The 22,539-nt window shown below is 34.4% G+C and carries 22 protein-coding genes; 12 read left to right on the plus strand and 10 right to left on the minus strand.

What is annotated here, in order from left to right:
• Positions 1 to 2 precede the first annotated feature (2 nt).
• Positions 3 to 374: a LytTR family DNA-binding domain-containing protein gene (locus tag VB796_RS04595; RefSeq protein ID WP_323345335.1), complete on the minus strand. Its 372-nt coding sequence runs from the start codon at positions 372 to 374 to the stop codon at positions 3 to 5.
• Between the two features lie 184 nt (positions 375 to 558).
• Here VB796_RS04595 and VB796_RS04600 point away from each other — a divergent pair, with 184 nt between their 5' ends.
• On the plus strand, positions 559 to 1,410 hold the full coding sequence (locus tag VB796_RS04600) for a hypothetical protein (RefSeq protein WP_323345336.1): 852 nt from the start codon (positions 559 to 561) through the stop codon (positions 1,408 to 1,410).
• 22 nt (positions 1,411 to 1,432) lie between these two features.
• On the opposite strand, the gene VB796_RS04605 is transcribed toward VB796_RS04600, so the two are convergent.
• The 5 genes from VB796_RS04605 to mutY form a co-directional block, all read right to left on the minus strand.
• Positions 1,433 to 1,867 carry a nuclear transport factor 2 family protein gene (locus VB796_RS04605; RefSeq protein ID WP_323345337.1) on the minus strand — a complete coding sequence of 145 codons (435 nt, stop codon included), beginning with the start codon at positions 1,865 to 1,867 and terminating at the stop codon, positions 1,433 to 1,435.
• Between the two features lie 61 nt (positions 1,868 to 1,928).
• Positions 1,929 to 2,816 (minus strand): hypothetical protein, encoded by an 888-nt coding sequence (locus tag VB796_RS04610; protein WP_323345338.1) that lies wholly within the window; start codon positions 2,814 to 2,816, stop codon positions 1,929 to 1,931.
• A 10-nt stretch (positions 2,817 to 2,826) separates the two neighbouring features.
• Positions 2,827 to 4,194, minus strand: a complete 1,368-nt coding sequence (gene gldE, locus VB796_RS04615; protein WP_323345339.1) for a gliding motility-associated protein GldE — start codon at positions 4,192 to 4,194, stop codon at positions 2,827 to 2,829.
• Positions 4,195 to 4,309: 115 nt separating this feature from the next.
• A complete protein-coding gene (locus VB796_RS04620; protein ID WP_323345340.1) occupies positions 4,310 to 4,780 on the minus strand; it encodes a single-stranded DNA-binding protein in 471 nt (156 codons plus the stop codon).
• A gap of 45 nt (positions 4,781 to 4,825) precedes the next feature.
• Positions 4,826 to 5,890 carry an A/G-specific adenine glycosylase gene (mutY, locus tag VB796_RS04625; protein WP_323345341.1) on the minus strand — a complete coding sequence of 355 codons (1,065 nt, stop codon included), beginning with the start codon at positions 5,888 to 5,890 and terminating at the stop codon, positions 4,826 to 4,828.
• A gap of 361 nt (positions 5,891 to 6,251) precedes the next feature.
• Between mutY and VB796_RS04630 the strand changes: the two genes are divergently transcribed.
• The 3 genes from VB796_RS04630 (at position 6,252) to VB796_RS04640 (ending at position 9,896) form a co-directional block, all read left to right on the plus strand.
• Positions 6,252 to 6,536, plus strand: coding sequence for an HU family DNA-binding protein (locus VB796_RS04630; RefSeq protein WP_323345342.1), 285 nt, complete (start codon positions 6,252 to 6,254; stop codon positions 6,534 to 6,536).
• A 100-nt stretch (positions 6,537 to 6,636) separates the two neighbouring features.
• Positions 6,637 to 7,491, plus strand: a complete 855-nt coding sequence (locus tag VB796_RS04635) for a tetratricopeptide repeat protein (protein WP_323345343.1) — start codon at positions 6,637 to 6,639, stop codon at positions 7,489 to 7,491.
• A gap of 848 nt (positions 7,492 to 8,339) precedes the next feature.
• Complete coding sequence (locus tag VB796_RS04640; protein ID WP_323345453.1) at positions 8,340 to 9,896, plus strand: Rne/Rng family ribonuclease; 1,557 nt, start codon at positions 8,340 to 8,342, stop codon at positions 9,894 to 9,896.
• 38 nt (positions 9,897 to 9,934) lie between these two features.
• On the opposite strand, the gene VB796_RS04645 is transcribed toward VB796_RS04640, so the two are convergent.
• Together VB796_RS04645 and VB796_RS04650 are read right to left on the minus strand one after the other, a co-directional pair.
• Complete coding sequence (locus VB796_RS04645) at positions 9,935 to 10,186, minus strand: DUF2442 domain-containing protein (protein WP_323345344.1); 252 nt, start codon at positions 10,184 to 10,186, stop codon at positions 9,935 to 9,937.
• 4 nt (positions 10,187 to 10,190) lie between these two features.
• Complete coding sequence (locus VB796_RS04650; protein ID WP_323345345.1) at positions 10,191 to 10,454, minus strand: DUF4160 domain-containing protein; 264 nt, start codon at positions 10,452 to 10,454, stop codon at positions 10,191 to 10,193.
• A 94-nt stretch (positions 10,455 to 10,548) separates the two neighbouring features.
• Here VB796_RS04650 and VB796_RS04655 point away from each other — a divergent pair, with 94 nt between their 5' ends.
• The 6 genes from VB796_RS04655 to VB796_RS04680 all read left to right on the plus strand — a co-directional run bounded on the left by VB796_RS04655 (position 10,549) and on the right by VB796_RS04680 (position 18,104).
• Positions 10,549 to 11,154: a SprT-like domain-containing protein gene (locus tag VB796_RS04655; protein ID WP_323345346.1), complete on the plus strand. Its 606-nt coding sequence runs from the start codon at positions 10,549 to 10,551 to the stop codon at positions 11,152 to 11,154.
• Positions 11,155 to 11,231: 77 nt separating this feature from the next.
• A complete protein-coding gene (gene porU, locus VB796_RS04660; protein WP_323345347.1) occupies positions 11,232 to 14,648 on the plus strand; it encodes a type IX secretion system sortase PorU in 3,417 nt (1,138 codons plus the stop codon).
• 142 nt (positions 14,649 to 14,790) lie between these two features.
• Positions 14,791 to 15,972, plus strand: a complete 1,182-nt coding sequence (porV, locus tag VB796_RS04665) for a type IX secretion system outer membrane channel protein PorV (RefSeq protein ID WP_323345348.1) — start codon at positions 14,791 to 14,793, stop codon at positions 15,970 to 15,972.
• A gap of 135 nt (positions 15,973 to 16,107) precedes the next feature.
• On the plus strand, positions 16,108 to 17,385 hold the full coding sequence (locus tag VB796_RS04670) for a pitrilysin family protein (protein WP_323345349.1): 1,278 nt from the start codon (positions 16,108 to 16,110) through the stop codon (positions 17,383 to 17,385).
• A gap of 289 nt (positions 17,386 to 17,674) precedes the next feature.
• On the plus strand, positions 17,675 to 17,857 hold the full coding sequence (gene rpmG, locus VB796_RS04675; protein ID WP_323345350.1) for a 50S ribosomal protein L33: 183 nt from the start codon (positions 17,675 to 17,677) through the stop codon (positions 17,855 to 17,857).
• 94 nt (positions 17,858 to 17,951) lie between these two features.
• Positions 17,952 to 18,104, plus strand: a complete 153-nt coding sequence (locus VB796_RS04680; RefSeq protein WP_323345351.1) for a DUF4295 domain-containing protein — start codon at positions 17,952 to 17,954, stop codon at positions 18,102 to 18,104.
• Between the two features lie 435 nt (positions 18,105 to 18,539).
• Here the strand turns inward: VB796_RS04680 and VB796_RS04685 are convergent, their stop codons facing one another.
• On the minus strand, positions 18,540 to 20,333 hold the full coding sequence (locus VB796_RS04685; protein WP_323345352.1) for a hypothetical protein: 1,794 nt from the start codon (positions 20,331 to 20,333) through the stop codon (positions 18,540 to 18,542).
• Positions 20,334 to 20,662: 329 nt separating this feature from the next.
• Between VB796_RS04685 and panB the strand changes: the two genes are divergently transcribed.
• Complete coding sequence (panB, locus tag VB796_RS04690) at positions 20,663 to 21,478, plus strand: 3-methyl-2-oxobutanoate hydroxymethyltransferase (RefSeq protein WP_323345353.1); 816 nt, start codon at positions 20,663 to 20,665, stop codon at positions 21,476 to 21,478.
• A gap of 98 nt (positions 21,479 to 21,576) precedes the next feature.
• Positions 21,577 to 22,302, plus strand: a complete 726-nt coding sequence (locus VB796_RS04695) for an RluA family pseudouridine synthase (RefSeq protein WP_323345354.1) — start codon at positions 21,577 to 21,579, stop codon at positions 22,300 to 22,302.
• On the opposite strand, the gene VB796_RS04700 is transcribed toward VB796_RS04695, so the two are convergent.
• Positions 22,268 to 22,453, minus strand: coding sequence for a hypothetical protein (locus tag VB796_RS04700; protein ID WP_323345355.1), 186 nt, complete (start codon positions 22,451 to 22,453; stop codon positions 22,268 to 22,270). The two genes, VB796_RS04695 and VB796_RS04700, sit on opposite strands and share 35 nt — an antisense overlap.
• Positions 22,454 to 22,539: the final 86 nt, after the last annotated feature.

Below are 22,539 nucleotides of genomic sequence, written 5' to 3' on the forward strand. Positions count from 1 at the left end.
GGTTAGGCTGATTTTAGCCAAACTCTATTCATTTGTTTTTCAAAAACTTCCTTCTTCCTACGAGACGTAGAAACGGTATAATTATTCGTTAGACGTGCTTGTCCCAAAGTCGAATCATAGGCTTGTAAATGTTGAGAATTTATCAGAAATGCTCTATGAATTCTATAAAAATGGTGGTTGAATAATAATTCTTCAAATGATTTCAGGGTTTTAGAAACCATAATTTTCTTGCCATTCATTAAGTGAATCGTCGTATAGTTAATGTGTGCTTCAAACATAATGATGTCAGCAATTTCAATCTTCAATCTACTTTTGTATAAATATAAATCGAAGGCTTTAGTAGAGATACTTAAATTGTTTAGGGTATTCATCATAAATTTAATTTAGAGATTTGACAATTGAGGGTTTTATTTATTTTAACAGAAGGCGGTCTGTGAATGAATAATGGGGCTATTTTATAAACTCAAAATTATTTTTTAAATGGTTAATTTGAGTGCAAATGACTTTCTTATTTTTTCCCTTATATTTACTTTATGAAATAAACACTGCCGAAAATTTATGAAAACTTCCCGTTTTATTACCGAAATCCTTCCTTCTGCCTTTCTTGATAAAGATTTTAGCCTAAAAAACTTGAGAGATGATGTCAAAAAACGTTATCTGTATTATCATAAGTTAGATACAGACCGCTTCCCGATTTTTGAGTACAATACAAATAGAAAGAATTATGAATCGTTGAAAGAGTCTTTTGAAGAGGAGTTTTTTACTCGAAGAGGTATAAGCAGAACGAAGAATAATTTGCATATACCAAGCACAAATACCTTAGCATTGCTTTTTACAGATAATAACTACACGCCAAGCCAAAAGATTTTAAATACTTGTCGCTCATATACAAAAGAAAGTAGCATCAAAACAAGTGCTTTGCTTGAAGATGAAACATTAAACTCATTGTCAAAACCTACACCCACCAATCCTCCATTTATAGTAGGTAAGCCATTATTATTGGTAGCTATTATTCTACTTTTAGGTTTCGTTTTTTATCAATTATTTATGGATAAACACGAAAGACTTTACATTGATAGTCCTTCTACAAATACTATCGTCCCTCGTATTTTACCTATCGAAGGCACAGCCGAAAATACAAATGAAGTTTGGGTCGTTGTGAAATCTAAAAGTACAAACAAATATTATGTTCAACAGCCAATAGAAGTTCAAAATGGGAGGGATTGGGTTGGAAGAGTCATCATTGGTAGTGTAAGTAGTGAAGATGTAGGGCAAGTATTTGAAATTAGGGCTTTTATAAATCCTGTAAAGACAATAAAAAAAGGTGACGAACTCACCGCATGGCCAATCTCGGAAGTTTCCACAGAAAGTATCGAAGTTATTCGTGGCTCAAAGCTCACTGAGGAATAGAATAGCATTCAAAATAAACTTATCAAAAGTTATCATAATAGGTAAAGTCCTTTGTGATAATGCCATTTTTGATGGTAAAAATAGTACAGATTGGAAGTTTGAATGCTGATTTGTCGGCAGCCGTTCCAGTGGAAATAAATTCGACAATGATATGATTTGAGTCAGAAGGGTAAACACTCACAACTTCATCTTTTATATTAGGAAATACAGTATTCAATTCACTATATTTTTTGATGGTCTGTTCTTTGGTTTGCGTTACAATTCCTTGTCCGAGTGATGGGTCTTTAAATTCAGTAGTATCGGCATACATATTTGCCATTTTTACCCAATCGTGATTATTGAAGTGCTGATAATACTGTTTGATTAACTGCTCATTAAAGTCCGTTTTTTCTTGTTGTTTAGGAGCATTACAGGCACTCAGACATATTAAAGCAAAGTGAATAAAAAACCTTTTCATAGCTGATAATTTGTTTAAGTTTTGTATAATGTTTCAGCCTAAATTTAGAGAATTTTTAAATTTATTTTCTCTGATAATAATGTAGTTTTACAGGTATTTTATTAGAACTTTCTTCACTAATTGTATAATATCCTGCTCCATCTTCCCCAAAACAAATGCCTTCACCTTGTGCCTCTGCGGTGTAAGGAAGCATAATTGGTGTACGTTTTAAAGCCTCGGCAATACTTTCATTTGTATTACGTCTCCAATGAAAAATTTGGAGGTAATTTTTAATGATAATTTCCTGATTGTCAGCCGAAATATTGCCGTCAGTAATGAATAATGGAGTGGCAGTACCAGTTGAAAATGCTAATTCTTGCACAAATTCTGCCGTTATTGTACTGGTATAAGACTGTGGATATGGCAAACGATAAAGGCGTTTTAGATTATCTCTTTTACTAATAATGTAAATATCTTTTGAAACTTGGTCAATCAAAAAACATTCTACATCTCTTGCTCCGTCTGGATATTTGTAGGTAATTTTTTGGACGTTTTTTAGCGTATTGCTCTGCGGGGTTGTACTGGTAATAGTTGGTTCGGGAACACGATAAATGGCAGAAGTAGCGTATTCTGCATTATTATCGCCAATTTCACCGATATACAAATATGAACCTTCTGTAAATTTGGCAATAGCAATTGCTTCCCAATCACGATTTGTAGCTCCTTCTAAATAAAACTCACGAGTGCCTTTTCCCTTGGTATCTATTGAAAAAATACGATTACTATCTCCACTGTCATTATGCGTCCAAAGCAACCCTTTGTTTTGATAACTCGCCACAATGCCAGATGCTTCTTTGATTTGAACGTTTTCAATTATCCCCAAATCTTGAGCATCATTGAAACTATCAGAAGGCGAAACCACCTTTTGGCACGATAACAATGGAATAAGGAATAAGAGGTATTTTTTCATGATTGTTGTATTACGAAAGCTCCTTACTCACTTCATCAATTTCCATTTTCGGAGTTACTTTCACTTTTTTAATTCTTCGGGTATCTACCGAAGCAATTCTAAATTTAAACTTTTCGTATTCAATTTCTTCGCCAGCGTGAGGCAGACGAGTGAACAATTCAATGATAAGCCCACCCAATGACTCACTGTCACCTCTGACTTTATCAAAATAATCATTGTCAATATCTAACGCACGACATACGTCATTTAGTGCAACTTTTCCTTCAAATTCATAAGAACCATCTGGCAATTTTACATAACCCAAATCTTCAACGTCCGATTCATCGTGAATATCTCCCACAATTTCCTCAATAATATCTTCCATCGTTACGAGTCCTTCAGTTTCTCCGTATTCATTCACAACAAGTGCCATGTGGACTCTTTTTTCCTGAAAATCATACAATAAATCATCAATTTTCTTACTTTCAGGAATAAAAAATGGTTGACGAATTAACTCTTGCCAAAGGTAATGTTCGTCTTTTTCGAGGTGTGGCAGCAAATCTTTGATATACAGAACCCCTTCAATTTTATCAATCGTTTCTTTATAAACAGGCACTCGTGAATATCCCGATTTATTGATTTTATCCATCAATTCATGGAAATCATAAGTAATGTCAAATGCGGTAATATCTCTTCTTGAACGCATCACACTTTTGGCAGAAATACTCCCAAAATTGACAATGCCTTTCAAAATATCTTTTTCTTGTTCAGAAGTATCTTTTCCAGTGGTTATTTCTAAGGCGTGATTTAATTCATCCGCTGTGATGGTATAACCTTTTCGTTCCACCCGTTTTTCGATGATATTGCTAAGCCCCAATAATAAAGACGAAAGTGGTTGAAAAATGGTTGTTGCAATGCTAATCAATGGAGCAGTTATTTTGGCAAAACGCAGATTGTTTTGTTGAGCCCAAACTTTAGGGATTAATTCTCCGAAAAAGGTAATGATAAAAGTTACGCCCACTAATAAAATTAATGTAGCGACCAAACCTTCTTTTTGCTCTTCGCCTACAATTTGTTCTGTAACATACGTCGAAATGGTAATGAACGTAATGTTGACTAAATTGATGAAAATCAGGAGTGTTGCCAGCAATAATTGAGGTTTATCCAACAATTTGGCAATGGTGCGTTCGCTACTACTTTCGCTTTCACGGCAAGCAGAACGTTCTTCGGCAGAAAGAGAAAAGAATGCAACTTCAGAGCCTGCTAAGAGGGCAGAAAGTAAAAGCAATCCAATTAAAACAAGTGCGTTGATTCCATAAACGCTATATGAGGAGGTGCTTTCAACTTGTGCTAAAAGCACCCAAATCGGGTGAGGTTCGTCGGACAATCGTGTTTCCAAGGGTATTGTGTTGAGGTTTTAGGGGTTAGGGGTTAGGTTTTAGAAATTAGATATTCATAGAGTTTTTATTCCCTAACTGACCCCTAAAACCTAACCTCTAAAACCTTAAAATAACTTAAAATGGTAAATCGTCTCCACCTTCGCCACCAGCATTTGTATCAAATTCTGGAGCAGGAGGTGTTGTTTGTACAGGAGCAGGGCGTGGAGCTTGTGGTGCAGGTGCTGAACCTCCACCTTCTTGATTTTCTCTACCACGTCCACTACCCACCAAAGTCATGGAAGTTCCTCTGATTTTGGTAACTCTGCGGTTAATATTATCTTTATCCGTATATTCTTCAGTACGGATTTTCCCTTCTACATACACTGAATCTCCTTTGTGAAGGTACTGTTCGGCAATATTTGCCAAATTGTCCCACAGTTCAATTCTGTGCCATTCGGTTTGTTCTACTCTAACTCCTTCTTTGTTGTTGTAAGCTTCAGATGTAGCAATGTTAAATGTAGCCACTTTAGAGCCACTTGGTAGAGAACGAATCTCAGGGTCAGCCCCAAGATTTCCTAATAAAATTACTTTGTTTACGCCAGCCATGTCTATGGTTTTTGTTTAAATTTTTATGAATTTACTGAAAATAGATTAAAATACGAAGTCAATTAAGTAATTATTCACTAAGGTAGATTTGGGTAAATTATCAACTTCATCAAGAGAAAACCATTTTAAATCTGAAGGCAAATTTATAAGAAAATCATCATTGATTACTAAATGCCAAAATTTTGTATAAATTCTCTGATGTGTCAAAACGTGTGTGTAAGTATTTGATTCTCTTTTCACGATAGAATTTTTTAAAACTTCAGTCAAAAATAAATCTTCGCCAATAATGTCATCAAACGCTTGAACATTTTCCACAAACTCCTTTAAATAGAAATCGTACATACCCGACCATACATCCTTATGTGTACGCTCGTGCATCACAAAATTACGATTTTGTTCAATCACAAAATAATTAAAAAATCTTTCTCTAACTTTTACCTTTTTAGATTTTATGGGCAAAACGCTCACTTTCCCCGTTGCATTTGCCACACATTCAAAAGTTAATGGACAAAACATACAATTGGGCGAAGCAGGCGTACACTGCATCGCTCCAAATTCCATGATGGCTTGGTTATGAATATCCACATTTTTTTCTGGGAGAACGGCTTCGGCTAATTTTGTAAACACCTTTTTAGCTTCATTACTCGCAATGTCTGTTTCTTCTCCAAAAACTCTCGAAAGCACCCGATAAACATTCCCGTCCAAAACCGCTACTTTTTCGCCAAAGGCAAAAGAAGCAATGGCGGCAGCCGTGTAAGTACCAATACCTTTAAGCTTTAATAATTCGGAATAGGTATTTGGAAACACGCCTCCATAATTTTCTACGACCATTTTAGCGGTTGTATGTAAATTTCTTGCTCTTGAATAATAGCCTAAACCTTGCCACAGTCGCAAAACATCTTTTTCATCTGCCGCCGCCAAATCTTGTACCGTAGGGAAGGTCTCAATGAATTTAAAGTAATAAGGCATTCCTTGCACAACCCGAGTTTGTTGAAGAATAACCTCCGAAAGCCAAATAAAATAAGGGTTATGAATATCTCGCCAAGGTAAACTTCTTTTATTTTGATGATACCAAGTAGTTATTTTTTGAGAAAATATATGGTCTTGCATTCGTTGTGTTTGCTGAGGAATGAAATACTTTTTTAACAATATCTATGAGAGAATATATCCACAAGTTACAATCTTCTTTTACAAACATAATAAAATGAAAATGTTCAATTATATATGTTAATTTATCATTTGTTCGCTCAAATGTCTAACAATTAAGCATTTACAAAAAAAAAGTTATGACAATTATTTTTTGTTTCTTTCATAATTAAAAGCAAAACCGTACCTTTGTGTCCCCTAATGCTAAAGGGTTCTCAAAAATGGTGAGATTGGCTTGTAAAAATAGAGCTAACGCCTTCATTATCAGATAAAAAGGAAGTAACCATTATTGTTTAATATATTTTTAACTTAAAATTTTCAACAAGTGACTAAGGCAGACGTAATCGTAGAAATCGCAGACAAGACTGGCATCGACAAAGCAGATGTTTCAAGTGCAATTGAGTCTTTTTTCTCAGTAATTAAAGACAATCTCGCAAAAGGAGAGGCTGTATATGTAAGAGGGTTTGGTAGCTTCGTGAACAAAAAGAGAGCTCATAAAATTGCTCGTAATATCTCAAAAAATACCACCATTGAAATTCCTGAACATTATATCCCAAGTTTCAAACCTGCAAAAACTTTTGTTGAGCAAGTGAAATCTAACGCAAAATAATATTGGAATTTATGAGTTGAAAGTTTATGAGTAATTAGATTTTTGAAATACCTTTACTCATAAACTTATATTTTCTAATTCATAAACCAATTTATAGCAAATGCAAAAGTCTTTTATAGTAATCATTGGTATCGCACTTGTAACCGTTGGCGGATTGTACAGTTTGCCGAAAGTAGTAGTGAACGATGAAAAAAAGACCTTAGAACAACCCATTAAAGAATCGACAACTGGTTCAGCCAATCGTGATAAAGGTGTAAAAGAAGAAACTCCACAAGTTACCGAAAGCCACACTGAGTCACTGACCAAAGAACAACAAACAGTAATAGATAATTTGAAGGGAGTTTATACGAAAGCAAGTGGAAAGGGCAAAATAAAGCCAGCCGAAGATTTAATTAATCAGTTTGTAAAATATACCCGATACGATAGTGCGGCACATTATGCAGACGAAATTATTAAGATTGACCCTTCGGAAAACAATTTGATGAAAGCGGGTGGGTTGTATTATGAAGCCTTTACTTACGCTCTCCAGAGCGATAAGACAGTGAAGATGGGTGAAAAGGCTCGTGAGGTTTATCAAAAAGTTTTGGATAAAAACCCTAATAATCTCTTAGCAAAAACCAATATGGCAATGACCTATACCGCCACTCAAACTCCAATGCAAGGAATTATGATGTTGAGAGAAGTCATCGCTAAGGAACCAGATTATGAACCAGCATTGTTTAGTTTAGGAATCTTGTCAATTCGGTCAAATCAATTTGGTAAAGCCGTTGACCGTTTCAAGCAAATACTGAAGAACAATCCATCAAATTCAAAGGCGGCATTAAATTTGGGATATTGCTTAGCGGAGTTAGATAGAAAAGAAGAAGCCACACAGATTTTAGAAAAGGTCTTGAAAAATAGCCAAGCCCCACAAGAAAAAGCTGCAGCCAACGATATTTTATCAAAGTTACATTAGAGTTCAGATTGTAGAGAATAGATTGTAGAGTAAAGATTATATAGTAAAGAGAATGTATTTGGGCATAATATGCTAAATAACTGCACTCTTCATTTCTGTCATCTAATCTCTAAACTCTATCATCTAATTAAATATTTTTTTAACATTTAAAACTTTTAAAATCATGCCTTGCGGAAAGAAAAGAAAGAGACACAAGATCTCAACGCACAAAAGAAAGAAGCGTCTTAGAAAGAACAGACATAAGAAGAAATAGTTTAGGGATTAGAGGTTAGATTTAAGGTTTAGATTTTTATCAGTATAATCGAAAATAGACCTTATTATTAAACCCCTGACCCCTTTATAAAACAGGCAAAATTCAGTCTCTGAAGTTTGCCTGTTTTTGTCGTTTTGTGAGATTGTTGTCTTGAAAAATAATTTAGTTGCTTAATGCTTTAATTATCAGGCATTTATGTAATTATCGGTTATGACATTTGGTAAAGATTGGTACTGGTCAGCAGTTTTTAGAGATATGTTTTGACATGCTAAATCTGTATAATTATCCGTCTTTTAGCTAATAAACCAAGCACGTCACCCACATTTAAAAGTCAAACTAAGAAAAATAGTATAGACAAAATTTTATTAATTATTGATTAAGAGTCGTAAGCATTGAACCATGAGTTCTCAAAATGCACATAAAGACGGCTAATAGTTGAATACAACGTCAATAATTTTCCTGATTTAGAAATCGTTTTCCCTTTTCTCAACAGGCTCGAACATATCTATAATTTATTGATTATTAGAGGCTTACCTAAGAACGCTCACGACGCAAATTTCTTCTCATTTTGTCAATCTAAATGCTAAATTCACCTGTGAGTAACGAATTAATTATCAATTCGACTCCCAAAGGTGACCGCATAGCTTTGTTGCAAGACAAACGCATTGTGGAGTATCACTTAGAGGAGTCCGAACCACACTTTTCCGTTGGAGACATTTATCTCGGAACGGTCAAGAAGATGGTTACGGGATTAAACGCTGCCTTTATTGACATTGGTTATGAGAAAGACGCCTTTCTTCATTACCACGATTTAGGACCAAACGTTAATTCCCTAAACAAGTTTACTAAAGAAGTTATCGCTGAAAGAATAAAATCTGGACGTTTAGATAATTTCAAATTAGAGCCAGAAATTGACAAACACGATAAAATTGATAAAGTGTTGAGTAAAAACACACCAATTTTAGTACAAGTTGTCAAAGAACCTATTTCAACAAAAGGACCACGTTTGTCGTGTGATATTTCTATTGCAGGACGTTATACGGTGTTAGTTCCTTTTTCAAATGGGGTAAATATCTCGAAAAAAATTACGGCAAAAACCGAACGCCAACGTCTGCAAAGATTGATGTCGTCGATTAAACCTGCCAATTTTGGGGTAATTGTTAGAACAGTCGCAGAAGGCAAAGAAGTGGAGGAATTGGATAAAGACCTCCGTGAATCAATTGCCAAATGGGATGCGGGTATGAAAGCTCTGAAAAGTGCCAAACCCCGTGATAAAATAATCGGAGAGATGAGTCGGGCAACGTCAATGTTGAGAGACTTATTGAACGAAAATTTTGATAGTGTTGTCGTTGATACTCCCGAATTATACCAAGAAGCTCGTAATTATGTCTTGAATATTGCTCCTGAAAAAGAGAAAATCGTCAAGTTACACCAAGGTAAAACGAAAGTTTTTGAGCAATTGGGTATCGAAAAACAACTAAAAATGTTGTTTGGACGTTCGGTAAGTTTACCACAAGGCGGTTATTTGATAGTTGAACACACAGAGGCGTTGCACGTAATTGATGTCAATTCGGGTAATAAATCCAACAGTGAAGAAGACCAAGAAGCCACTGCATTGAGTGTAAACCGTGAAGCAGCGAAAGAAATAGCTCGTCAGTTGAGATTGCGAGATATGGGCGGAATTATCGTTATTGACTTTATTGATATGAAGAAAGCTGAAAATAAAAAGCTGATTCAAGACATCATGAAGGAAGAAATGAAATCCGACCGTTCTAAATTCACAATTTTACCATTGACGAAGTTTGGTTTGATGCAAATTACTCGCCAACGTGTACGTCCAGAAATGAATGTAATAACGGCAGAAAATTGCCCTGCTTGTGGTGGAACTGGAAAAATTACGGCAAGTATTGCTATTTCAGATATTATTGAACACCATTTAGAGCATATTTTGGAAAAGCAAAACGAGAAAAAACCAACTATTATCTTGCATCCATTCTTGCACGCATTCTTTACCAAAGGTTTTCCGTCGAGACGAATGAAATGGTTTTTCAAGTATAAAACTTGGGTAAATCTGATTCAAGATACTTCATTTGGTATTACTGATTTCAAATTTTTGAATGACCACAGTGAACCAATTGAATTGATGGGATAAAATAAAAAGCCTGATTATTGAAAAATAGTCAGGCTTTTTTATTTTGAAATATGATAAAGATTATCGGGGTCAAAATCAACGCCATTATCCCAAGTGAGCGTGCCATAGGAGTCTAAACTCACTGTTTTAAAATAATTAATATCAGCTAATTTGCTCACTAACCCATCATTGATTTTTTTGTATTTTTCGATAATTGTTTTGAAATCAATGGTTCTAACTTCCGCTGTGTTGAATAAACAAACAACAGAATACTCTTCAACATTTATTATTTTCTGAATATAATGTAACATGATTTTATTGTAGAGGTTCGATTTTACTCCACGATTTGATGTCTTTTCCTAAATTTTCAAAGTTCTGCAATAATTCTTCCTCATGTAAAATAGCCCATGCTTGAACTAATTTTAACTGTTTTGATGGTAAATATCCTTCGGTTAACTCAGCAGTTCTTATTTCAATAATTGCTTTGTACTCACTGTATTCTACATGAAAATGTGGCGGATTATGGTCATCAAAGAACATTTTAATGATGATTCCGAGAAATCTACTAATTTCGGGCATATTTTTTATTTCAAAATTAACGAATTTCTATACCAACCGCAATAACTCAAAACCAAAGAATTTTCTATCTTTGTATAAAGTCATACCAACCAAAATGAATAACGACTTAGCCATTTTTCAAAAATACTTTCCAGAAACTACTACCGAATATTGCTACAAACTTTGGAAAGAATATCAATTCAAATTCAAAATTACTCGTCCACGCCAATCAAAATTGGGGGATTATTGCTACCGTCGTGACCGAGGGCATCAAATTACGGTCAATAGTAACCTTAATCCTTATTCATTCTTGGTAACTTACATCCATGAAGTTGCTCATTTACAGACCTTTAAAAAGTATGGCAATAAACCAGAACCACACGGAAAAGAATGGAAATGCTACTTTAAAGAGACATTTCTGCCTTTATTAAACCTCGAAACTTTACCAATTCAAATCCTAAATCCTTTGGTTGATTATTTGCAAAACCCTGCTGCCACTACGCAAGGAGCAAGACCATTAATGATTGCATTGAGACAATTTGATACCAATATTGACGACGACTCGACGGTTCTTACGAGTTTGCAATCGGGAGAAAATTTTGAACTAAACGGACGTGTTTTTACCAAAGGTGAACTACGGAGAACTCGTTTTTTATGTACCGACCACAAAAGTGGAAAACGTTACGTTATTTCTTCGACTGCTTTGGTGAAGAAGGTGTAAATCTTCGTCATTCTTCGTCATTCTTAGTAATTTTTGTCTATTCATATCGTTATTCTTCAAAGCAATAAATTAACATCTTGAAAATAAAATTACCATATATCATCCTCATTTTTTTTGTTTGCTCTCTTTCAAAATCTTTGGCTCAAAACTCGGTTTTGTCAAAAGGTAATTGGGTGAAAATTGGCGTTATTAATTCTGGCGTTTATAAATTAGATGCTTCTTTTCTACAAAAAGTGGGTTTTGATATTGCTCAAATAAACCCTCGAAATATTAAGATTTACGGTAATGGTGGTGGAATGTTGCCCCAATCCAATATGATTACTCGCCCCAAAGATTTAATTGAAAATGCAATTTCTGTTGAAGGAGAAACCGATGAAAAATTTGATAATCAAGATTTTATCTTGTTTTATGGTCAAAGTCCACACGCCATTAATTATGATTCATTGAGTAAATCTTTTAGCCATCAATTTAATATTTATTCAGATACAACCTTTTATTTTTTGACGGTTTCAGATACAAAAGGACTAAGAATTAAAGACCAAGATTCAGTATCAGCTACGCAAGAAATTATTGCTTTTGATGATTTTGTTTTTCATGAAATTGACCGTAAAAATATTCTTGCTCAAGCTCCTTTTGCAGGTTCTGGACGTGAGTGGGTAGGAGAGGAGTTTACAGGCAATGTAGAGCAAGTTTTTCCATTTAATCAAACAGGAATTATTCCTAATTCACCACTCAAAATTAAGGCTTCGATAGCCGCCGCTGCTTTTGGACAAACTGAATTTATGATAAAAGCGAATGGACTATCTGTTGGCAATATAACTCTCAATGCAATAGGCGAAGACCGTTATGATTATAAAGGTGCATTCAGTTCAAAATCTTTTACAATAAATCCTGATTTTACAAATACTTCAGATTTGAAAATTGGTCTAACTTACAATCGTAAATCTTTAAGTTCGGGTGTGGGTTATTTGAATTTTTTGGGCATCCAAACGGTTCGAAACCTAAAATTATATGGTAATCAAACCATTTTTAGGTCAATTGAAAGTCTCCAATATCAGACGGTCAAGTTTTCATTGAATGAGACAAATATAAATTTCAAAATCTGGGATATAAGCAATCCTGCACAGGCTCAAAATCAATTATATACGCTACAAAACCAAAAGCTAAGTTTTGGCGTAAGTACATCAACACTCAAGGATTTTATCGTTTTTAATAATACCAATTTTTTAGACCCAGTATCTTTCAGTAAAATTAATAATCAGAATTTACAGCCTTTAGAAACCCCTGATTTACTGATTGTTACTTCTGAATCTTTAAGAAAACAAGCAAATCGTTTAGCTGATTTTAGAAGACAAAATGATAAATTATCGGTAGAGGTTGTATCAACTCAAGAAATTTACAACGAGTTTGCATCTGGAAAACAAGATATTTCTGCCATTCGAGATTTTGTAAAATCTTTGTACGAGCGTAATAGTTTGAAATTGAAATACTTATTGCTTTTTGGAGATGCGTCTTTCGACTATAAAAAACGTTTAAATGTAATCTCTGACCAAACCAAAGAAGTCCTGATTCCAACGTATGAAAGCAGAGAATCGTTACACCCAATTTATAGTTTTTCATCAGACGATTATTTTGGCTTTTTGAGTAATAATGAGGGCACTTGGGAAGAAAATAGTAGCGGAAATCATACGCTTGAAATTGGCATTGGTCGTTTACCTGTGAAGAGTATTCAAGAGGCTGAAGATATGGTAGATAAATTGATTTATTATAGTTCCAACAAGACTACGATTGGTAATTGGAGAAGTAAACTTGCCTTTATTGCTGATAATGGCGATGGAAATATTCATCAAGAAGACGCCAATACATTTGCCCAAATAATTGAAAGGCAATATTTTGATTATCAGCCAGAAAAAATTTATGTTGATGCTTTTCCATTAATTTCCTCAGCAAGCGTACAAAGTTCACCAGAAGCTAAAAAAGCAACACTTCAAGCATTCCAAGAGGGTGTTTTGATAATGAACTATAATGGACATGGGTCAGAAGTGGGCTTGACAGATGAGCAAATTCTTACTATTGGGGATATTGTTAATTTGAAAAATTATAATACTTTGCCATTGATGTTAACGGCAACGTGTCAGTTTGGAAGGTTTGATGACCCCAACCAAGTATCGGGAGCAGAACTTTCTATTTTGAACCCTAATGGTGGAGCAATTGCCCTTTTGACAACAACCCGCCCCGTTTTTCAGAATACCAATTATGTGATTAATCAGGCTTTCTATCAATCAATTTTTAAGCCAATAAATGGGAAAATGCCACGCTTAGGCGATGTCATGGTTTATACCAAAAACAATAGTTTACAAGGAGTGATAAATAGAAATTTTACACTTTTGGGTGACCCTTCAATGCGGTTAAATTATCCAGAAAATGAGGCGGTTATTACTAAAATTAATGGAAAAAATACTACTAAGGGTGATACATTGAAGGCATTGACAAAAGTAGTTTTAGATGGAGAAATTGTAGAAAGAGATACGAAAACAAAAGTGTCGAGTTTTAATGGAATCGCTCAAATTACCATATATGATAAACAAAAAAGTATCCAAACATTGGGAAGTCAAGGAAGTAAATTTGTCTATCAGGATTATCAAAACATACTTTTTAATGGACAAGTAAAAGTTCAAAATGGTAGTTTTTCATGCTCATTCGTAGTACCTAAAGATATAAATTATCAGTATGGTGAAGGTAAAATATTTGTATATGCTCAAACAACCGATGCAACCTCTGATGCGTCAGGTTCGTCTAAACCAATAGTGGGTGGGGCAAGTAATCAGAACTTACTCGACAATCAACCGCCTCAAATAAGACTTTTCTTGAACGATGAGAATTTTATTGATGGCGGAACAACTAATAATAGTCCAGTTTTAATTGCCAAAATAGCCGACGAAAACGGTATAAATATTGCAACTGATGGATTGGGTCACGAACTATTATTGACCCTTGATGACACAGTAAAAGTAATTGTTAATCAATACTTTATAAATAGTTTAGATGATTTTTCATCAGGTGTTATTCGTTACAATTTTAAGAATTTAAGTGAAGGAAAACATAAGCTAAAATTAAAAGTGTGGGACAATTACAATAATTCATCAGAATCTACGTTAAAATTTGAGGTAAATAGTGCTGAAAATGATTTACTCAAAAATGTATTTTGTTACCCTAATCCTTTCACCCAAACAACAAATTTTAGTTTTGAACATGAAAGAGTAGGCGAAGACTTTAACATTATCATAGAAATTTACGATAGTTATGGTCGATTAATAAAGCAAATCAACAAAAATGTGTATCAAATAAGTAGTCCATTCGATAAAATTTCATGGAATCTTGCAGAAGATTCTGTTCCGATTGTTACAGGTAACTACTTTTATCGTATTTTTGCAAAATCGCTAATAACAAATTACCAAGCCTCAGGAAGTGGTAAAATAGTGTCCGTTAAATAATTTACTATTGTGAATTTAACAGTAAGTTTTGCTTAGAAAAGGTTTATTGATTACTTTTGAGAATACCCAACGGATTTTTGTTAGTTGATATTTTACAATGCGTTATTAAGCCTCGTTCCGAGAAACTTTAACCTTAAAGACAATGATTAAAAATGTTACTAACGCTCTTAGAGCGTCTTTAATGCTTGGATTAACCATGTCAACTGCGACGATTTTCGCACAGACAACTGTACCTCTATCTTCAGATACTCGTATTCCTACCCCAGCTATTCCATCATTAATCATTACTCCTGATGCTCGTTCTGCAGGTATGGGTGATGCTGGTGTTGCAATTTCTGCAGGCGATGGTGATGCAAATTCAATTTTCTGGAATCCAGGTAAAATGCCATTCGCAGGTAAAGACATGGGCGTTTCGCTATCATATACACCTTGGTTGCGTCAATTGGTAAACGACATGGCATTATTAAATGGTAGTTTTTATAAGAAAATTAAAAACAATCAAGTAATTGGTGCTTCGATTCATTATTTTGACCAAGGACTTTTTCAAGCTACTGATAATAATGGAGGTTCTTTAGGTAATTTTAATTCAAAAGAATATGCAATTTCTGTTTCGTATTCTCGTAAATTATCTGAAAAATTAGGGTTAGGGGTAAACATTAAATACATCAATTCGACTTTATTGAGCGGTTTGGCAACAACTTCTTCTATAGGATTTAATGTTCAGCCAGCTTCAACTGTAGCAGCAGATATTGGTTTATTCCATACTTCAAAGAGTGATAAAAAATGGAACTATAACTGGGGTGTAATGATTCAAAACATTACAGGTAGAGTTTCTTATGGTGGTTCAGAGTCGAACTTTGTACCAACAAACTTGAAAGCAGGTTTCGCCGCAATTAATACAATTGATGCTCATAATAAGTTAACTTTAACCGTTGATATTAATAAATTGATGGTTCCAACTCCAACAATTGACCCTGCAACGGGTAAATTGAAGCAATCAAGTACAGCTATTGGTGGCATCTTAGGTTCATTTGGTGATGCTCCAGACGGTTTTGGTGAAGAGTTGAAAGAAGTTAATCTTTCTGCAGGTGGTGAATATATTTACAATGATATGTTCGCTGCTCGTGTAGGCTACTTCCACAGAAGTACAGAAAAAGGTGGTAATCCATACTTCACTGCGGGTTTTGGTGTTAAATTAGAGAAGAAATACGGTTTAGATTTCGCTTATTTGATTCCTTCAGGTAGCGGAAGCCCTTTGGCTCAAACTTTAAGAATTTCACTACATGCTAATTTTAATGCAGCTCCAAAAGTAATTGCTAATTAGAATTTATCGGAATATACAATCCGAACTAATATAGATTATTTAAAATGACATTTCTTCGGAAGTGTCATTTTTGTTTGTAACCATATAGAAAATATAGCTTCGTGACTTTGTTGCACATAAATACCAACTTAAAATATGTTAGATAGAACAATAAGCCCTGATTTTCAGACCATCCAAAGTATAAATATTCCTTCCGTAAAAGCAATTACGTTATCAAATGGTATTCCGTTATATGTGATAAATGTAGGAGAGCAGCCAGTAGTTAAAATAGAGTTTAGTTTTGATGCAGGTAATTTACAAGAACCACAAAATGGTGTTTCTTTGTTTACAGCTAAAATGATTACCGAAGGTACAACAAGGTATAGTTCGGCAGCAATTAGTGAATATTTTGACAAATTTGGCTCGTTTACTGAGACTGGGCAAGGCTTAGACCGAGCGAGTTTTACTGTATATGGATTAAAAAAACATCTTTCTGCATTACTGCCGATGGTACAAGAATTATTAAGTGATGCTGTTTTTCCTGAAAGTGAATTAGAAACACTAAAGAAGATTCAACAACAAACATTACAAGTAAATTCAGGTAAAACAGCGTTTATTGCTAATAAAACATTTCGTAAAAAGATTTTTGGAGATAAACATCCTTACGGAAACTCAATAACCGAAGAGGCAATTCAAGGAATTAATCAAGATTTGCTGAAGAACTTTTATCTGGATTTTTGGAAAGGAAAACCCTTTAAAATATTTCTATCTGGTAATATTGGAGACACCGAAATTTCATTAATAGAGCAATACTTTGGAAATGTTAGTTTAGGGCAAATGCCTGCCTCAAAAGAGCTTTCAGCCACCCTATTTAGTAAAGGAGAAAATGTATTAATAGAGAAAGAAGGAGCGATGCAATCATCCATTCGAATGGGTAAGCAGTTTATGACTCGTAAACATCCAGATTTTTTTACTATGTTATTGCTAAACGAAACTTTGGGTGGATATTTTGGTTCGAGGCTGATGAAAAATATCCGTGAAGAGAAAGGCTTCACTTATGGGATTTCATCTAATTTAGCCTTATTTGGCCAAGCAGGTTATTTTGTGATTGGTACAGATGTGAAAAGAGAATTTACTCAACAAACAATTGATGAAATACATAAGGAAATTAAAATTCTGCAAACAGAATTAATATCTGGTAATGAGCTGGAAACAGTAAAGAATTATATGGTAGGTTCATTTGCAGGGTCACTAAATACTCCTTTTGATATTGCAGACCGATACAAAGTGATATTTTCAGAAAATCTTCCTTTAGATTTCTATCAAAATTATATTCCTAATATTCAACAAATTTCAGATATTATGCTTTTGGAGGCTGCAAATAAGTATTTAGACATTGAATCCTTATTTGAGATAGTAGTTGGTGGAAAATAGCTTCCTCAATAGGGAAACACAACTATTTGATTATAAGTAAGTTATCGTAATTATTAGTAGTTCTTGTTCTGTCGAATAATCTATTTCTTAGATAACTAAAAAAAAACGAAAACTTTTTATGACATATTTGCCTAAAACTCAAAGATTTACTACCTTTGCAGTCCTGTTTGGGAAATAGCTAATCGTTATTGGTTGTTGCTTATTCATAAGTAACTTATAATCAGTTGATAACAATGATGATTGCTTCATTTACGTCACAACGATTAACGCATAATTTTATCATAAAGCAATGGCTAAGAAAGGCAATAGAATCCAAGTAATTTTGGAATGTACTGAACAAAAAACATCAGGAGTTCCAGGAATGTCTCGTTACATTACCAAAAAGAATCGTAAAAATACTACGGCTCGTTTAGAGTTCAAAAAATACAATCCTTTCTTGAAGAAAGTAACAGTACACAAAGAAATTAAGTAATCCACTTAGGAGTTAGCAATTAAGAACTAATATGCCATGAGTTTTCTCATCATATAGATTTAAGATTGTAAACTTCATAACTTATTATAAAAAAATGGCAAAGAAGGTAGTTGCAACCCTGAAAAAAGAAGGTGGTGTAAAATACGCTAAAATTATCAAAGCTGTGAAAAGCCCAGTAACTGGCGCTTATACATTCAAAGAAGAAATTGTACTTCAAGATGAAGTACAGTCAGCTCTTAAAGGATAATTAATTCCAAAAGAATTTTGATTAAATCCTCTGTTTTAACTAACAGAGGATTTTTGTTTTACCGCTGCTCCAATGTTGAGTGTAATAGTAGCGATAAGAAAACTGAGAGAGCGTTTTCCCTAATTCATGTTATTTTGTGGGAGTTACCTAATCAATTTGAAAATCAGTTTAGGCAGAGAAAAAGTATTGATACAAAAAAAGCCCAAAGAAAGATTCTAAGGGCTTTTAGCAGTCTCCATAAGCTATTTATATTATCTTTTATTCTGTAATTATATACGAGGTGATTATCGAAATAGTTTGCTGTTCAATCTAATATTAATTAACCAATCCATTCTAAGACGTAAAAATGAATGAAAAGGTTGTGTCACGGATAAAATAAAAGTCCTCTCGATATTCATCAAGAGGACTTTTATTTTATCCATAATCTAAAAAAAATTATTTTTTAGGTTTGTCAGGAATGATACGAATATCTTCAGGTTTTTTAGGGTCAATATAGAATTTATATTTAGCCACTGTACCAGTTGGTTTACAATCTCCTGCATTTAAACGTTGTACTTCATATTCATATACTGATGGGTTTTTAGGAAGAGGAAGATCCTTAGGCCATGAGATATTTGGATTTGTAGCAACGTTCTCGTAGTTAACTGTTGAACTGTATGTTTTTACACCTGTAACACCTGATACTGATTTCTTACGTCTTGGAACTAAACGTTTTGGTTTAGCAACTGCAACCGCATCAGCTGATTTTGCTGGAGCAACTGTAGATGTAGCCTTGCGAGCTTTACGACGTGGTTTGTAAGCTGAAGTTCCTCCAAAGTATTTAGTTGCTGTTGAGCCACCAAAGATTTTGAACATATATTGGTCTTCAACTGGTTTTGCAACGATATTCTGAACAACTGGCTTCGCTCTGTAACCGAAACTTGCTGCTGATGCTTCTGACAAACATTTGCCTTCTACACTTGACTGAACAGTGTAGTAGTAAAAACTACAATCATCTCCATTAACTAATGAAACGTTTGCTGGTAAGCTCAAGTTAGCATTTTTAGTAGTTTGTTGATAGATTGGAGTTCCTGAACCGTCAGCTTTGTAAAGTTTGAAGATATACTCTTCATTCTCTGGAGTAGCTGAAGTGCTTTTCCAACGGAAAGAAGGAATTGTCGTTGACCCATTGTCATACATCATTCCGTTTTCTCCTTGTAACGTAGGAATAGCACAAACAACTGGTGCTGGAGGAGGAGGTAATAATGAATAAATCGTATTTCCTGTTTTCTCTCCAAATGTGTGAGAAAGAGCTAAACCGAAATTACAACCACCGTGAGTACGAGTTGCTTCTTTAGATAAAACTTTTAAAGACCCAGGAGCAACATCAGCTCCTATTGTTGTAAATGGAGTGCTTGTTAAGAAACCTTGACCATTTACGCCAATAGCCCAATTTTTAGCGAAGTTATAAAGGATATCTACACTTAATAAACCACCTAATTGATTTTTTGAAGCGGATGGTGTAGTACGGAAAATAACTTCGTCAGCACCAGAAGAAGCAGGGCCTGGAATAGTTGCTCCAAATCTTGGGGCAGAAGTATTAAATAAACCTCCTTTTAAATCTACATCTAAATTGATTTTTTTACTTAATGGTAAGGCTAATGCAGGACCAATTAACAAGTAAAAATCTTCATAATCGCCTTGTTTATCATATTTTAACGAACTTGGCGTAATTCTATCACTATTGGCTCTTGTTAAGTTCATCGTAGTGACATTCTTAGCAATTTGCCCTTCAGCACCTTTGTAGTCATCACTAACGCCAAAGTTTTGATAACCTCCCATTAATCCTAAACCAAAAATACCCCAAAAACGGTTAACCGATAGAGAGTTATAGGCTCCAGGTTTTAAAAACATTGTCTTGTCTTCGCCTTCTTTACAGAAAGGAATTGCAACGCCAACACGGTCTGTGATTTTCCAATAACTTTTTGGTTTAGTTGAACGCAAAACATTACTGTTTTTATAAAATGCTGAATCAAGATAATAACCATCAGCTACGGTTTTTACAACCTGTCCATTTGAATAGGTAGTAGTAGTGATTCCATTATCGGTTAAAGAGCTAACGATTGTAGGTTTAGTCTTCAAGTCTTGGGCTGATGCTAAATGACCTATACTAAGGCAGGTCAGTAGCCCCATAGTTAGCCTTTTTGTAGTTTTCTGCAAAAGACTATTTCCTGAAAAAATCTGTGTCATATTTACTTAATTTTGATAAAATGATAAAGTTTTGCGACGGACTAATTTAGTAGTTTGACAATTCTTGTGAGTAAAAGTAACGCTTTTTCTAAAAAAACAAGTGGTAAAATGCGAAAATTCATATTTTTTTCACAAAAAAACGTGATATACTCGGCTTTTAAGCGTTATTCCGCACTATTAATCTTAATTTTGTGATAATTTTATTGTTGCACAAATATACTATAAGAACCTCGATATGTAAATACCGTAAACTCAAAGTGTTTTTATATAATACCAAACATATTTTTGCCTATCAATTATCTTCTTTTTTAATTATAAATAAAAAATTCATGTCTGTACATACTGAAATTAAGCGAGTTACGACGCATATTTTGCAAGAAATGAAAAATAGGGGAGAGAAGATTTCTTGCCTTACTGCTTATGACTATTCAATGGCTCGTATTGTTGATGCTGCTGGGGTTGATTTAATTCTTGTAGGAGATTCGGCTTCCAATGTTATGGCAGGGCATGAAACAACACTTCCAATTACCCTTGACCAAATGATTTATCATGCTGCTTCGGTAGTGAAAGCGGTAAAAAGAGCTTTAGTTGTGGTAGATATTCCTTTTGGTTCTTATCAAGGAAACTCCACTGAGGCTTTACGTTCTGCGATTAGAATCATGAAGGAGTCGGGTGGGCATGCAGTAAAAATGGAAGGTGGTTCTGAGATTAAAGAGTCGATAGTGCGAGTTTTAAGTGCTGGAATACCTGTAATGGGGCATTTGGGGCTTACTCCACAGTCAATTTATAAATTCGGAACTTATACTGTCAGAGCCAAAGAAGAAGAGGAAGCAAAAAAATTGTTGGAAGATGCCAAAATGTTGGACGAAGTGGGTGCTTTTGGTGTTGTATTAGAAAAGATTCCTTCTGAATTAACCAAAAAGGTGTCCCAAAGTATCACTATTCCTACCGTCGGGATTGGTGCAGGTGCTGATGCTGATGGACAAATTCTGGTCGTTCATGATATGTTGGGCATCAATAAAGAGTTTAAACCGAGATTCCTCCGTAGATATGCCGACTTAGACGGTATAATGAACGAGGCAATTTCTCAATATGTTAAAGATGTGAAATCTGTTGATTTCCCAAGCGAAAAAGAAAGTTATTAAAATTAGTCGTAAGTCATAAATCGAAAGTGTTTTGGGAATAAATATTTTATTTTCTATCATTTTTGACACAAAGACTTATGCCTTATGACTCCGAAAAAATGAAAGATTTTCACGTAGTTTACGAAGATAACCACATCATTGTGGTAAACAAAAGAGCTGGTATTTTGGTACAAGGAGATTCTACGGGCGACCGTACTCTTACCGATGCAGTTAAAGATTATATCAAAAAAGAATATGGGAAACCTGGAGATGTATTTCTTCACCCTGTTCATCGACTTGACCGCCCTGTAAGTGGACTTGTGGTTTTTGCACGTACCTCAAAAGGACTGGAAAGAATGATGGAATTGTTTCGTAAAAGAGACATTAAGAAAACGTATTGGGCGGTTGTTAGACGAAGACCGAAAGAATTGAAAGGAAAATTAACACACTGGTTAATCAAGGATGAGTCTAAAAATGTAGTGACAGCTTATGAAGAAGAAGTAAAAGGTTCTCAAAAAGCTGAACTAAACTATAAAGTATTAGGCGAAATTAATAAGTATTTTCTTTTGGAAATTGAATTACTAACGGGAAGACCACATCAAATTAGAGTTCAACTCGCCACGATTGGTTCCCCTATTCGTGGCGATTTGAAGTATGGTTTTGATAGACCAAATGCTGATGCGAGTATTAATCTTCATGCCAGACGTATATATTTTATTCATCCAGTCAAGAAAGAACCAATAATTTGTAAAGGTGCTGTTCCTCCAAATCCTTTTTGGGAAGAATTCTTAGAACTTGACCCTGATGATTTTAAGCAAAAAAATCTTGATTATCTTCATGAATAAGAGGCGATGAAATATCGTTTCTTATTTGGTCAACTAATCCTAAAAAGGCGTGCTTAATGCCCTGCAATGCTCCTGAAGCAATACTCAAAGGAAGAATTAATGGCAAGAAAATTAGCCATTGTAATATCATGAATTGATTTAACTTTTTCATATTGATTTTGATAGCGGTCAAAATTGTTTGATAATTTCATTTAAAATAGATAACATTCTTATTTTGAATTATTTACAGACAAATTT

Origin of the sequence: Arcicella sp. LKC2W (assembly GCF_034931005.1) — a bacterium.
In the GTDB taxonomy this organism is placed as follows: Bacteria; Bacteroidota; Bacteroidia; order Cytophagales; family Spirosomataceae; genus Arcicella.

Coding starts and splice junctions, on each gene's coding strand:
- VB796_RS04595 (WP_323345335.1), bottom strand. CDS start 374: ATGATGAATACCCTAAACAATTTAAGTATCTCTACTAAAGCCTTCGAT.
- VB796_RS04600 (WP_323345336.1), top strand. CDS start 559: ATGAAAACTTCCCGTTTTATTACCGAAATCCTTCCTTCTGCCTTTCTT.
- VB796_RS04605 (WP_323345337.1), bottom strand. CDS start 1,867: ATGAAAAGGTTTTTTATTCACTTTGCTTTAATATGTCTGAGTGCCTGT.
- VB796_RS04610 (WP_323345338.1), bottom strand. CDS start 2,816: ATGAAAAAATACCTCTTATTCCTTATTCCATTGTTATCGTGCCAAAAG.
- VB796_RS04620 (WP_323345340.1), bottom strand. CDS start 4,780: ATGGCTGGCGTAAACAAAGTAATTTTATTAGGAAATCTTGGGGCTGAC.
- mutY (WP_323345341.1), bottom strand. CDS start 5,890: ATGCAAGACCATATATTTTCTCAAAAAATAACTACTTGGTATCATCAA.
- VB796_RS04635 (WP_323345343.1), top strand. CDS start 6,637: ATGCAAAAGTCTTTTATAGTAATCATTGGTATCGCACTTGTAACCGTT.
- VB796_RS04645 (WP_323345344.1), bottom strand. CDS start 10,186: ATGTTACATTATATTCAGAAAATAATAAATGTTGAAGAGTATTCTGTT.
- VB796_RS04650 (WP_323345345.1), bottom strand. CDS start 10,454: ATGCCCGAAATTAGTAGATTTCTCGGAATCATCATTAAAATGTTCTTT.
- VB796_RS04655 (WP_323345346.1), top strand. CDS start 10,549: ATGAATAACGACTTAGCCATTTTTCAAAAATACTTTCCAGAAACTACT.
- porV (WP_323345348.1), top strand. CDS start 14,791: ATGATTAAAAATGTTACTAACGCTCTTAGAGCGTCTTTAATGCTTGGA.
- VB796_RS04670 (WP_323345349.1), top strand. CDS start 16,108: ATGTTAGATAGAACAATAAGCCCTGATTTTCAGACCATCCAAAGTATA.
- rpmG (WP_323345350.1), top strand. CDS start 17,675: ATGGCTAAGAAAGGCAATAGAATCCAAGTAATTTTGGAATGTACTGAA.
- VB796_RS04680 (WP_323345351.1), top strand. CDS start 17,952: ATGGCAAAGAAGGTAGTTGCAACCCTGAAAAAAGAAGGTGGTGTAAAA.
- VB796_RS04685 (WP_323345352.1), bottom strand. CDS start 20,333: ATGACACAGATTTTTTCAGGAAATAGTCTTTTGCAGAAAACTACAAAA.
- panB (WP_323345353.1), top strand. CDS start 20,663: ATGTCTGTACATACTGAAATTAAGCGAGTTACGACGCATATTTTGCAA.
- VB796_RS04695 (WP_323345354.1), top strand. CDS start 21,577: ATGAAAGATTTTCACGTAGTTTACGAAGATAACCACATCATTGTGGTA.
- VB796_RS04700 (WP_323345355.1), bottom strand. CDS start 22,453: ATGAAAAAGTTAAATCAATTCATGATATTACAATGGCTAATTTTCTTG.